Origin of the sequence: Candidatus Tachikawaea gelatinosa, from assembly GCF_000828815.1 — a bacterium.
Lineage (GTDB): Bacteria > Pseudomonadota > Gammaproteobacteria > Enterobacterales > Enterobacteriaceae > Tachikawaea > Tachikawaea gelatinosa.
The window spans coordinates 539513-552671 of sequence record NZ_AP014521.1; the positions used below are offsets into that span (position 1 = coordinate 539513).

A 13159-nucleotide genomic window follows, 5' to 3' on the forward strand; every position below is an offset into this window, starting at 1 on the left:
TATAAAAAATTCAGAAATATACAAAAATATGCAAAAATAATTTAACTAATTTAACAAAAAAATATAGATTTTCTATTAGAAAAAGTAAAAAAATTTTTCAGAAAATATTTTTTCTCACAATTTTTTTTTAAATATAATATATTATATACTTTTTATTATAAAGACTAACAAAAATTAAGAATAGTTTTTAAAGATATGTAGATACTAAAATTTACTCATTAAGATAGATAAAATAACAATAATACAATATGTATGTTTTTTAAAATATTTATTTTATTATTTAAATAAAAATTTTTATAATATAATTATAAATAACAAAAAAAATATTTATTGTAATAATTTTAATATATATCTTTTTTTATATATTTCGTTCTTAATTTAAGTATCACCAAAAAGGGACTACATTATATTTATAAAACACTTAAATTTTTTTAATTTTTTTTATTTCATTTTAGTAAGTATTTACAGCACAGTGAAAATAAAAAATTTTTTCATATATAATATTTTATAGTTTTGCAAAAAACATATTTTCAAATCATACTAAAAATAGTTTTTTTATTTTAAAATTGCTCTTTTTATTATGAAAAAAACTTTAAAATATGTAAATAAAACAATATTTTATATATTTTTATTTTATTTAAATATTTTTAATTATTAATTTTAAAACTAATTTTTATTGTTTAAAAATAAAAAAAAAAAAATATGAAAATAATTGATCCAATTATTAAAACAATACTTGATACAGACGTATATAAATTTTATATACAACAAGCAATTTTTCACCGTTATTATAATGTAAGAGTGAAAGCAGAATTTTATTGTCGTAGTAAAGATTTTATTGGTTGTTATATAAAAGAAATATATCAAGAAATAAAAATGATGGAATTTCTTTATTTAAAAAATGAAGAACTTAATTATATATCTAAGTTTAACTGTTTTAAAAAAGATTATAAAAATTGGTTAAAAAAATTTCGTTATAACCCAAAATTAATCAAAATATATAACTATAATAACCAATTAAAAATTTCTATCAAAGGTTTATGGTTAGAAGTTGTTATGTGGGAAACACCGCTTCTAGCTGTAATTAGCGAGATAGTACATCGAAACCGATCACCAAAAATTTTACCAAATAAAGCAATAATTTTTTTACAAGAAAAATTATACAATTTTTATAAAAAAACAAAAAAATTAGATATGTCCCGTTTTAAATTAATTGAATTTGGAACAAGACGAAGATTTTCAAAAAAAGTTCAAGAACTAATTATTCTAACACTAAAAAAAAGTTTTCCATGGTTTATAGGAACTAGTAATTATCACTTTGCAAGAAAATTTAATCTTCCCCCAATTGGTACAAATTCGCATGAATGGTTTCAAGCACATCAACAAATTAGTCCTATATTAGCTAATAGTCAACGCGTAGCGTTACAAGTATGGTTAGAAGAATATTATAATCAATATTCAATCGCTCTTACTGATTGTATCAATATGGACGCTTTTTTAAAAGATTTTGGAAAAAAATTTGCATGTCAATATAATGGACTTCGTCATGATTCAGGAGATCCATTAAAATGGGGTGAAAAAGCTATTTTACATTATAAAAAACTAGGAATTAATCCTAAAAATAAAACATTAATATTTTCAGATAATCTAACTTTAGATAAAACATTAAATATATATAAAAAATTTGGTCATCTTACTAATGTAATTTTTGGAATAGGAACACATTTAAGTTGTGATATTCCTAATATTAATCCTCTAAATATTATTATTAAATTAATTGAATGTAATGGAAAACCAGTAGCAAAAATTTCTGATAGCCCTGGTAAAACTATTTGTAAAGATCAGTCTTTTATACAAACTTTACATAAAGCATATAATTTACCAATTATAAATTAAAAAAATTATTTGTCTGCATAGCAATTTTATAACAAATATCTTTTTTTCATCAAAAGATATTTAAAAATGAATATTTTTAATAATATTTTTAAATCAATTTATTTTAGTGAGAAACTTCTATGAAAGTTGTATCAATATCTGATGTACTCAAGCATCATATAAAAATAAAAACTAAAATTACCGTGCGTGGTTGGATAAAAACAAAAAGAGATTCTAAATCTGGAATTTCTTTTATTCATATATATGACGGTTCTTGTATAAATAATCTTCAAATAATTGTACCTAATACTATAAAAAATTATAGTGAAGTTAAAAAATTGAATAGTGGTTGTAGTGTTATTATTTTAGGAAATTTAGAAAAATCTGTTGGTAGATCTCAAATATATGATCTTTATGCACATGATATTAAAATTATTGGTACGATCAAGAATCCAGAAAATTATCCCATATCTGCAAAAAATCATAGCATTGAATATCTTCGTGAAGTTTCTCATTTACGTGCTCGTACTAAAATAATTGGAGTAATTTCTAGAATACGACATCACTTAGCACAATCTTTTTTTTCTTTTCTAAATCAAGAAGGTTTTTTATGGATACCAACTCCCATACTTACTTCTTTAGATACAGAAGGCGCTGGAGAAATGTTTTATGTTTCACACATGAAATCAACTGAAACACTTCAAAATAATCAGAAAAATTTTTTTGGGAAAGAAAGTTATTTAACTGTATCAGGTCAGTTAAATTTAGAATGTTTTGCTTGTGCTTTATCAAAAGTATATAATTTTGGTCCAGTTTTTCGTGCAGAAAATTCTAACACTAGTCGACACCTTTCAGAATTCTGGATGTTAGAAGCTGAAATAGCATTTTATAAACTTAACGATATTATCGTATTTATTAAATCTATGTTAAAAAACGTTCTTGAAAATCTTTTAAAAACATGTATGGATGATATAGATTTTTTGAAAAAAACAGTGAATGAAAATATTTTATCTCATTTTGAATATTTTATATGTAATAATATTGAAGAAATTGAATACGATGATGTCGTTAAAATTTTAAAAAAATATGAAAATAATTTTGAGAGAAAAATTTTTTGGGGAATGGATTTTTTTGCAGAACATGAAAAATATATAACAGAAAAGTATTTTAAAAAACCAGTTATTATTAAAAATTTTCCTAAAAAAATTAAAGCTTTTTATATGCGTCTAAATGAAGATGAAAAAACAGTTGCTGCAATAGATGTTTTAGTGCCAGGTATTGGAGAAATTATTGGAGGATCTCAACGCGAAGAACGTTTAAAATATTTAGATAATAGAATACAAGAAATGGGGTTAATTAAAAAAGATTATTGGTGGTATCGTGATCTTCGTCGTTATGGAACAGTTCATCATTCTGGTTTTGGACTGGGATTTGAACGTTTATTAAGCTATGTAACAGGTATAAAAAATGTACGAGATGTAATTCCGTTTCCAAGAACTCCAAAAAATATTAATTTTTAAAAAAAATATTTTAGCTTATTTTCTTTATGGTAAAAATCATGATATATTTTCATCAATAAAATAAAATAACCAATAAATTTATATAAAAATATAGTGCATGAACTTTCTCGAAAATTAATAAAATTAATTGAAAATATTAATAAAATTTGTGAGGTAGAAAATAATGATTAAGCAAAAAATACTCGCAATCATTATCCCCATTTTATTTAGCATAAACTCTTTAAACGCTGCAGAAATTTCAAACGATAATCAAAATAATATAGAAATTTACGGTCAAATACGAGAACAATTTGACATCAGTAAAGAAAAAACAGGATATTCTGATCTTAACGGTAATCAATCTAATATACAAATAGGGTTAAAAGGTGAATCAACAGTTAATAATTTAATTTATAGTTATGGGCAATTAGAATATTCTATTCCTACAAATAAAGTAGAATTTGGATTTAAACATGAAAATGATATTTCGATAAACAATAATTTAGCATTTGCTGGTATCAAAATACCTTATTTAGGTTCTTTAGACTATGGACATAATTATGGTGTAATAAATGATGCATTATCATGGACAAACAAATTACATTTTGGTAGTAAATTCGTTCAAAACAATACAATTGCTGGTAGAATGAATGGAGCTTTTACATATCGTAACTCTGATCTATTTGGATTTTTTGATGGATTAGATATTGCTGCTCAATATGTTCAAAAAAGTTTATTTAAAACCGATAGACAAGATCGTTATAATGATAACGGTTACGGTTTTTCTTTAACATACATTACACCATTTAATATGGGTTTTTCTTTTGCTTATGGTATGCAAAAACGCCGTAATGAAGAAGCGACTGCTGCACATCCTATTATATTTGGAGTAGGCCACCGTAGTGAATATTGGACTACTGCTTTTAAATATGACACAAAACCACTATATCTTGCATTAAGTTATTCACAATCTTTAAACGGAATATATCTTGAAGGAATAACATATCATGATGGAGGATATTTTGCACATGGCAGTATTACTAAAGCTAGAAATGTTGAAGCAATGATTCAATATAGATTTGATTTTGGACTAAATGCCTCAATTCTTTATTCTCGATTGGAAGGATATCATATTCAAAACACTGTAGATGATGGAAATATTCCAGTAGGAAATGATTTTAAAATAAACACTACTTTTTACTTTAATAAAAATGCTTTCGTTTATGCTGAAATAGTATTAAATAAACTACATAAGAATCGCGATATAGAAACACGTTTAGATAACAGTTTTTCAACGGGTATCGTTTATAATTTTTAGATATATTAATAGAAGAAAAACGAGAGGCCATCTCGTTTTTCTCAGCAATTAGTTACAAGATATATTATTAAAATAGTTGCAATTTTTTTTCTTCTCCAAGAGTTGATATTGGACCATGACCTGGCAAAAAAGTAATATTATTACCTAAAGTAAATATTTTTTCTTTAATTGATAATATTAAATCTTTTAGATTACCACCAGGTAAATCTGTTCTACCAATACCATTTTTAAAAATAATATCTCCAGATATTAAAAAATTATTTTTTTGATTAAATATAGCTATATGCCCAGGAGTATGTCCAGGACAATGAATAATATTAAAAATTAATTTACCAATTTTGATTTTGTTGTTTTCTTCTAACCAAGAATTTGGTAAAAAATTAAGATACTCTAAATCTGTATTAAACATTTTATTTTGTTCTGATAAATTATCTAATAAAAATTTATCGTATTTATGAGGACCGAATATTGGAATTTTATAAAAATTAGATATTATTTTTGCTGCTCCTATATGATCAATATGTCCATGTGTTATTAATATATTAGTAGGAACAAGTTTATTATCAGTAATAACTTTTTTTATTTTGTTTGTATCTCCTCCAGGATCTATGATGGTAGCTATATAAGTTTTTTTACACCAAACAATCGAACAATTCTGATGAAAAATAGTTACAGGTACTATAATATAATCTAACATTTTTAATGTATTTGCCTTACTGTAAGTATTGGTTTTATGAATATATAAAAAAACATAAAAATTATATTAATTTTATAAAGTTTTTTCTTCAAATATTAAAAATTTTATTTTATTATCCTTGTCGTTAATTTGTAGAAATCACTAATATCGATATTAAAAAATGAAATGTAATTAAATAACTTTATAAAAAATAAAAATATTTCATAATTATTTTAATAACAAAAATTTAAAAAAAGATAAAAAAATGAAAAAAATTGATTATTTATTAAAATTTCGCCGTTGTCGTACATTAAACACTTTAGAAAGAGTTTACAATCATATGTATCATGAAATTCAGATTAATGAAAAAGCGTACTTTGTAAATGCATATAATCATAGAAAAGAAGAAATAATTATAGGAAAGATGTTAGATAAAATCCCCTATGTTTCTGAAAAAAAATAATTGTTTTTATTTAATATATATTTTATTTCGATAAAATATAAGAAGTAGTTTACATTATATATATACAACATTAAGAAAATTATTATTATGTTATTACGATTTTTTTTGCAAAAATTTTTGCTTGTTTTATAGCATGTTTAATTGATATATTGCTTTTTGATAGAACAATACCTAAACGCCTTCCAATAAAACCATGTTGTTTTCCAAACAATTTTATTTCAATATCTTTTTTTAGAACTTCTTTTAAAAAATTAAATTTAATGTTATTACTATTAATAGTTGACAATATAACAGAGGAAGCACAATAAAAGTTATGATTTCTAATACTTCCGATAGGTATGCCTAAAAAAGAACGTACATGTAAAGAAAACTGTGACATATCTTGAGATATTAATGTAACTAATCCAGTATCATGAGGTCTAGGAGAGATTTCATTAAAAATAACTTCATTATTTTTTATAAATAATTCTACCCCAAATATTCCATATCCTTTTAAAGAAAGAACAATTTTTTTTGCAATTTTATACGCAGATTTTTTTATCGCATCATTTATTTCTTGGGGTTGCCAAGATTCTCTGTAATCACCATTTTTTTGACGATGACCAATTGGACTACAAAAATGGATGCCATCCACAGCACTAACAGTTAAAAGAGTAATTTCAAAATCAAAATTTATAAATTCTTCGATAATAACGCTACTAGCGATATGAGCTCTATTTTCTTTTTGTGTTTTATCCCATACTTCATTAATTTTATCAAAGTTATGAAGCACACTTTGACCTTTTCCAGAAGAACTCATTAAAGGTTTTACAATACATGGGAAACCTATTTTTTTTATCATTTCTATAAATTTTATTTTATTATTTGCAATATAATACTTTGCAGCAGGAATCTTTAACTGATTTCTGACAAAAGAGCGAATTTTTTCTCTATTCATTGTTAAATCTATAGCATAAGCACTAGGAACTATTTTATAACCTTTTTTTTCTAATTTTAGTAATGTTGTAGTAGAAATAGCTTCAATTTCAGGAACAATAAAATTTGGTTTTTCCTGATTTATTAACATACATAATTCTTTTTCGTTTAACATATTGATAACATATTGCTTATGTGCAACCTGCATTGCAGGTGCATTTTGATATCTATCAACAGCAATTGTTTCTATTCCTAAACGTTGACATTCTATAGCTATTTCTTTTCCTAATTCACCAGAACCTAATAACATTACACGAGTTGCGCTAGAACAAAGTGGAGTTCCAATTGTAATCATATTTATTCCTTTTAAATTTAAAACGATATAATAATATTTTTTAAAACTTATTATGCAATATTATTTTTTTTATTAACCATTCTATACTTGAAGCATAATTGTTAGGTAAATTTTTTTGTAAATTTTTTAAAGTTTTGCATAATCGTAAATAATTATTATCAACTATATTTAAATGACCAACTTTTCTTCCTTTAAACGTTTTTTTTGAATACCAATGTAAATGTACAGAAGACTGGTTAATCCACAACATATTAAAATCAATCCCAATTAAATTAATCATTACTGAATAATCGTAACAAATCGTTGGGTTGTACATAGGATAATCTAAAATAGCACGAAGATGTAATTCAAATTGACTAATAGAAGCTCCGTTTTGTGTCCAATGCCCACTGTTATGAACTCTAGGTGCTATCTCATTAATTAATAATGTATTGAAATCAATTAAAAAAAATTCTATTACCATAACTCCTACATATTTTAATTGGTTCATTATAGTTTTTAGTATATTTTCTGATTGATTTTGAATATTTTTATTTGTTTTTTTAAAAGAAATACTTGCTCTCAGCATACTATTTTCGTGAAAATTATATGTAATAGGATATGAAACAATATGATTATTTTTTGAACGTGCACCAATTAAAGAAATTTCTTCAATAAAATCAACTTTTTTTTCAAAAATATATTGTTGATAATCTTGTTTATTGTTCTCAACATTCTCTTTTTCTATAAATTTTTGGTAGAGACCATTATATCCACCAGTTCTTTTTTTTAAAATTAAACGTTTACCTAATTTTTGGAAAGCGTCTTTTAACGTTTTTTTTTTTGATAAATATATCCATTTAACATTAGGCATTTTTAATTGATCTAAAAATTTCTTTTGTGTTAAGCGATCCGTTAAACAGATTATGGCATTATAGTTAAAAAAAAGAGGATTTTTTATTAATGTCTGAGTAATTATATTCTTTGGCCAATTTTCAGTTTCTATTGTAATAGCATCAAAAAATTTTATTAAAGATTTTGTATTTTTATTGATGAACATTACTTTAATTCCTAAAGGTTCTCCTGCTTGCTTAAGCATTTGACCTAATTGTCCATTACCTAATACGTATATTAATTTCATGATTAAGAATTCTCATTGAATTGTGAGTTTTTTAATATATTTTTTGTGTTTTCGTTTCTCCAATTTTGTAAACGTATTTGTAAATTTTTATCATAAATGGATAAAATTTGACTTGCTAATAAAGCTGCGTTTATTGCTCCAGATTTTCCAATAGATAAAGTACCTACAGGTATACCACCTGGCATTTGCACTATGGAATATAAGCTATCTATTCCATTTAAAACAGTACTATTAATAGGAACACCTAAAACAGGAACTAATGTTTTTGATGCTAACATACCAGGTAAATGAGCGGATCCACCTGCTCCTGCTATAATTATTTTAAATCCTTTTTTTGCTGCAGATTCTGCAAAACTAAACAATCTATCTGGAGTTCGATGTGCAGAAATAACTTCTTTATAAAAAGAAACGGATAATTTTTGTAAAATATCACAAGAATTTTTCATAATATTCCAATCGTTTTTGGATCCCATTATTACAGCAACAGGTACTATTGATTTTTTTTTAAACATATTTTATTACTTTTCGTGATTGTGATTTATTAATAAATACCATTATTATTCAATTATCGAAATTTAAAAAACAAAGATTAATACCATTTTCATCAACTCTTACATAAGAGCCTTTGTTTTTTTTCCATTTACTTAATACTATCCTTTTATAAGACTTTTTTGATCCTTTACTTTTATGTATTCCGGATTTATGAGTATGTCCATGAATTAATATTTGTACATCTTCTTCATTCATTATTTCAAAAACTTTTTTTTCATCAATGTTTGTATCTGTTCTAAAATACTTATTTATTTTTTTGCTTTTATTTTGTATATATGCTCCAATTTTTTTTCTTATAAATAAAGGTAATAAAAGAAAAATGTTTTTTAAAAACTTTTTCTGTAAAATTTTTTTAAGCTGTTGGTATTTGAAATCTTTAGTGCAAAATATATCACCATGTGTTATTAAAATTTTGTATCCATAACAAAATAATATTTTTTTTTCTGGTAGAATAATCATATTACTTTTGTTTGCATATGTTTCATTAATTAAAAAATCTTTGTTACCGTGAATAAAGTAAACAGGAAAAGTTAATAAACTTAAGAATATAGTAACTTTTTTATATAAAATACTAGAGTAATCTTCACCAATCCATATTTCAAATAAATCACCTAATATATATAAAGCATCACAATTTTTTGTTATTTTTTTTAAAAATTTAAAAAAAGATTTAGTTACAGTTTTTTTTTTTTGAGAAAGATGCAAATCAGAAATAAAAAGTGTGTGTGACATATTTAAAATAAAAAATATCAATAATAAATAATGAATTATGCGTTTTGAAAAAAAATTATCTAATGTTTTTGAAACAAAAATACACTTTTGACTATAAAATAAAAAGTAAAAAAATACGCATATAATATATAATGTATTTTATCATTTTTTATCTAATTAATATAACTTTATTAGGATAAATTTAATGCTAAAAATTTATAATACATTACATCGAAAAAAAGAAATATTTAAACCTATTAATCCGAAAAAAATTAATATATATATTTGCGGTGTAACACCTTATGATTTTTGTCATATTGGACATGGTAGAACGTTTATTATCTTTGACATGATTATACGTTATTTTAAACATATAGGATATGAAGTTAACTATATTCGTAACATTACTGATATAGATGATAAAATTATTAATCAAGCAATATTGAATAAAAAAACCATCTTTACATTAACAAACGATATGATAAAAGCAATGAATAAAGACTTTAAATTGCTTAATTTAATTCTACCAAACTTCGAACCTAAGGTTACAGAATGTATTACAGAAATTATTAATTTTATAAAAAAATTAATAAAAAAAAACCATGCTTATATAGCTAAAAATGGTGATGTGATGTTTAATATTAAAACTTATAAAAATTATGGTTGTTTATCACATCAAAAGATTAATTATTTGAAATTAAATACGCGAATTAATGTGTCAAGTAAAGTAAATTGTGAGGATTTTGTTTTATGGAAATATGATGCTTCTAATCAAACTTTTAATTTTAAATCACCTTGGGGTTATGGTAGACCGGGCTGGCATATTGAATGTTCTGCTATGAGTTATAAATATTTTGGAAAAAAATTTGATATTCATGGTGGCGGTTCTGATTTAATTTTTCCACATCATGAAAATGAAATTGCACAATCCGTTTGTGCATATGATAGTGAGAGTTATCCAAATTATTGGATTCATTCTGGAATGGTAATGTTAAATTCAGTTAAAATGTCTAAATCATTAGGCAATGTTTTTATATTAAAAAATATTTTAAAAAAATATGATAGTGAAACAATTAGATACTTTGCTTTGTCTAGTCATTATAGAAAACCTATTAATTGTACATTAAAAAGTTTTGATCAAGCAGAATCTGCGTTACGACATTTATATAAAGCATTAAATAATACACATGAAATAGAAGATAATACTAATTATACAAAAGAATATGATATTTCTTTTTGCAATGCTATGAATAATGATTTTAATACTCCTAAAGCCTATTCAATTTTGTTTAAAATAGCACAAAAAATTAATTTTTATAAAAAAAACAGAAAAGATAAGATAGTTAATTTACTCGCTACAAAATTACGTAAGCTAGGTAATATATTAGGATTATTAAATAATGATTCATCATATTTTTTGAATAAAAAAACACCAACTATATCAACAATTGAGCTTGATCAAATTAATGAATTAATCATTATAAGAAATAATGCACGTAAAGAAAAAAATTGGATACTTGCTGATAAAATCAGAGAAAGATTAAAAAAAATGGATATTTTAATTGAAGATACTTTAAAAGGTAGTTTTTTTAAAAAAAAACACAAATAATTTATATTTTAAAATGATTTTTAAAATTATGAATTAATATTTAATAAATAATATATAAGATATTAATAACACATGTTGCATGATAACCCTATACTCATAAAACTTAAAAATAAATTTAAAGAAAATTTTTTACGCATTGAAGGCACTGTAAAAAAAAATAATAAAGGATATTGTTCTCTTGAAACAGTTCATCAAAAAAGTTTTTTTATTCCTAGTTCATTAAAAAATAAAGTTATGAATGGTGATAAAATTACTGCTCTTGTTTATTTGTCAGAAAATTGTAATAAAGCAGAACCTGAAAAATTAATTGAACCTTTTTTAAAACGATTTGTGGGTCAAATAAAAAAAGAAAACAACCGTTTTTTTATCTATGCAACTTATAAATATCAAAAAGAAAAAATTATTTGTTTTTTAAATAATAATGTTCAAAAAAAAATGTTAAAAACAGGAGATTGGTTAATAGCAGAAATGTGTGGTCATCCACTAAACGGAAACGACTATTTTTACGCTAAATTAATTACATTTATTGCTAGAGAAACAAATTATTTAGTTCCTTGGTTAGTTACTTTATCTCGTTACGATGTAGAATATAAAGATTTAAACATTGTTACAGAAAAAAAAATTTTAGATATTTCTAATAAAAGAATAGATTTAACTCATTTAGATTTTATCACTATTGATAATAGTAATACTGAAGATATAGATGATGCATTATATATAGAAGAAATATCAAAAGAAGTTTTTTGTCTTACAATTGCAATTGCAGATCCTACAGCATATTTTTCAAAAAATAGTGAAGTTGATAAAACAGCTGAAAAACGTGCATTTACTTATTATTTTCCTGGATTTAATATTCCGATGTTACCTTATCAGTTATCGGAAAATCTTTGTTCTTTAAAACCTTCATTATTAAGATCAGCATTAGTTTGTCGTGTAAAAATAAATAAAATTGGAACTATTATTAATAACAGTATTGAGTTTTTTCTTGCATGGATAAAGTCTAAAGAAAAATTGGCTTACTATGATGTTTCAAATTTTTTAGAAAAAAAAAATAGTAAAAAAGAAGTAGTTTTTCATAAAAAAGTTATTCATCAATTAAAATTATTATACAGTTTTTATCTTATACGTAGAAAATGGCGTTACGAAAACACGTTAATCTTAAAAAGCGCTCCTGAATATCGTTTTTCTATGAATGAAAAAGGTAAAATTACTAATATTTTTGTTGAGTATCGCAGAACTGCAAATTATATTGTTGAGGAAGCTATGATTATAGCAAATATATGCGCAGGAAAATTTTTAAAAGATAAATTAGGGTTCGGTATATATAATATATATACTGGTTTTGATGATGCACATATTGAAGAAGTAGTGCAAATATTATTAAAAAATGGCATTCAAACGAATAATTATGACATTACTACTGTTAAAGGATTTTGCAAAATATATCGTCAATTAAATAATCAAAAAAATCAATACCTTTTAAGGTATATTCGAAAATTTCAAAATTTTCAAGAAATAAAAACGAAATCGGGCCCTCATTTTGGATTAGGAACAAATTCATATGCTACTTGGACGTCACCTATTCGGAAATATAGTGATTTAATTAATCATCGATTAATTAAATCTGTTATTTTTAATAATAAAGTTGAGTGTCCCAAAGAATCTATCGTTAAAAAAATACATGAAAGACGACGAATGTACCGCGTGGTAGAACGTGAAATTAAAAATTGGCTTTATGCTCAATATATATCTTCTATCAATAATAAAAATTATATTTTTAAAGCTGAAATTATTAGTATACTCCGTTTTGGAATACGTGTATGTTTAATAGAAAACGGAGCAATAGCTTTTATTCCTTTATCTTTTATTGTGAATAAAAATGATTTTTTATTCGTAAATAACAAACAAGGTATTTTATACTTAAAAAAAAAAATTCTATATAAAATTTCTGATATAATTTATGTTAAAATACATGAAGTAAAATTGGACACCAATAACATAGTTGTTAAACCATCAATATAGTAAAATAACATCTTTTATGTTACGTAAAAAATTATCTTTAACTT

At 23.5% G+C, this 13159-nt stretch carries 11 protein-coding genes; 6 read left to right on the forward strand and 5 right to left on the reverse strand.

Going from position 1 to position 13159, the window contains the following annotated elements; all coding sequences use genetic code 11:
- The first annotated feature begins 702 nt into the window (after positions 1–702).
- The 3 genes from pncB to TGUWTKB_RS02565 all read left to right on the forward strand — a co-directional run bounded on the left by pncB (position 703) and on the right by TGUWTKB_RS02565 (position 4692).
- Positions 703–1896 carry a nicotinate phosphoribosyltransferase gene (pncB, locus tag TGUWTKB_RS02555; RefSeq protein ID WP_041063294.1) on the forward strand — a complete coding sequence of 398 codons (1194 nt, stop codon included), beginning with the start codon at positions 703–705 and terminating at the stop codon, positions 1894–1896.
- A 119-nt stretch (positions 1897–2015) separates the two neighbouring features.
- Positions 2016–3395 (forward strand): asparagine--tRNA ligase, encoded by a 1380-nt coding sequence (gene asnS / locus TGUWTKB_RS02560; protein WP_041063296.1) that lies wholly within the window; start codon positions 2016–2018, stop codon positions 3393–3395.
- A 163-nt stretch (positions 3396–3558) separates the two neighbouring features.
- Entirely contained in the window at positions 3559–4692 is a 1134-nt protein-coding gene (locus TGUWTKB_RS02565) for a porin (protein WP_041063298.1), read from the forward strand.
- Positions 4693–4759: 67 nt separating this feature from the next.
- Here TGUWTKB_RS02565 and TGUWTKB_RS02570 read toward each other — a convergent pair whose 3' ends face one another.
- Positions 4760–5389, reverse strand: coding sequence for an MBL fold metallo-hydrolase (locus TGUWTKB_RS02570; protein ID WP_041063300.1), 630 nt, complete (start codon positions 5387–5389; stop codon positions 4760–4762).
- A 244-nt stretch (positions 5390–5633) separates the two neighbouring features.
- Between TGUWTKB_RS02570 and TGUWTKB_RS02575 the strand changes: the two genes are divergently transcribed.
- The gene (locus tag TGUWTKB_RS02575) at positions 5634–5831 is read left to right on the forward strand and encodes an Hha/YmoA family nucleoid-associated regulatory protein (protein WP_041063302.1); all 198 of its coding nucleotides are present in this window, start codon (positions 5634–5636) and stop codon (positions 5829–5831) included.
- Positions 5832–5916: 85 nt separating this feature from the next.
- Here TGUWTKB_RS02575 and purT read toward each other — a convergent pair whose 3' ends face one another.
- From purT to TGUWTKB_RS02595, 4 genes are read right to left on the reverse strand one after another with little or no spacing between them, the layout of a single operon-like run.
- A complete protein-coding gene (purT, locus tag TGUWTKB_RS02580; RefSeq protein WP_041063304.1) occupies positions 5917–7101 on the reverse strand; it encodes a formate-dependent phosphoribosylglycinamide formyltransferase in 1185 nt (394 codons plus the stop codon).
- A 40-nt stretch (positions 7102–7141) separates the two neighbouring features.
- A complete protein-coding gene (locus TGUWTKB_RS02585; protein ID WP_041063305.1) occupies positions 7142–8221 on the reverse strand; it encodes an ATP-grasp domain-containing protein in 1080 nt (359 codons plus the stop codon).
- 2 nt (positions 8222–8223) lie between these two features.
- Positions 8224–8733, reverse strand: coding sequence for a 5-(carboxyamino)imidazole ribonucleotide mutase (gene purE, locus TGUWTKB_RS02590; protein ID WP_041063306.1), 510 nt, complete (start codon positions 8731–8733; stop codon positions 8224–8226).
- Positions 8734–8782: 49 nt separating this feature from the next.
- Entirely contained in the window at positions 8783–9505 is a 723-nt protein-coding gene (locus TGUWTKB_RS02595; protein ID WP_041063307.1) for a UDP-2,3-diacylglucosamine diphosphatase, read from the reverse strand.
- 184 nt (positions 9506–9689) lie between these two features.
- On the opposite strand from TGUWTKB_RS02595, the gene cysS reads away from it, so the two are divergent.
- Entirely contained in the window at positions 9690–11093 is a 1404-nt protein-coding gene (cysS, locus tag TGUWTKB_RS02600) for a cysteine--tRNA ligase (RefSeq protein WP_041063308.1), read from the forward strand.
- A gap of 72 nt (positions 11094–11165) precedes the next feature.
- Positions 11166–13115 (forward strand): exoribonuclease II, encoded by a 1950-nt coding sequence (locus TGUWTKB_RS02605; protein ID WP_041063309.1) that lies wholly within the window; start codon positions 11166–11168, stop codon positions 13113–13115.
- Positions 13116–13159 lie beyond the last annotated feature (44 nt).

Bases quoted from the DNA above. Each gene is read 5' to 3' on its own strand.
- pncB (WP_041063294.1), top strand. From the start codon at position 703: ATGAAAATAATTGATCCAATTATTAAAACAATACTTGATACAGACGTA.
- asnS (WP_041063296.1), top strand. From the start codon at position 2,016: ATGAAAGTTGTATCAATATCTGATGTACTCAAGCATCATATAAAAATA.
- TGUWTKB_RS02565 (WP_041063298.1), top strand. From the start codon at position 3,559: ATGATTAAGCAAAAAATACTCGCAATCATTATCCCCATTTTATTTAGC.
- TGUWTKB_RS02570 (WP_041063300.1), bottom strand. From the start codon at position 5,389: ATGTTAGATTATATTATAGTACCTGTAACTATTTTTCATCAGAATTGT.
- TGUWTKB_RS02575 (WP_041063302.1), top strand. From the start codon at position 5,634: ATGAAAAAAATTGATTATTTATTAAAATTTCGCCGTTGTCGTACATTA.
- purT (WP_041063304.1), bottom strand. From the start codon at position 7,101: ATGATTACAATTGGAACTCCACTTTGTTCTAGCGCAACTCGTGTAATG.
- TGUWTKB_RS02585 (WP_041063305.1), bottom strand. From the start codon at position 8,221: ATGAAATTAATATACGTATTAGGTAATGGACAATTAGGTCAAATGCTT.
- purE (WP_041063306.1), bottom strand. From the start codon at position 8,733: ATGTTTAAAAAAAAATCAATAGTACCTGTTGCTGTAATAATGGGATCC.
- TGUWTKB_RS02595 (WP_041063307.1), bottom strand. From the start codon at position 9,505: ATGTCACACACACTTTTTATTTCTGATTTGCATCTTTCTCAAAAAAAA.
- cysS (WP_041063308.1), top strand. From the start codon at position 9,690: ATGCTAAAAATTTATAATACATTACATCGAAAAAAAGAAATATTTAAA.
- TGUWTKB_RS02605 (WP_041063309.1), top strand. From the start codon at position 11,166: ATGTTGCATGATAACCCTATACTCATAAAACTTAAAAATAAATTTAAA.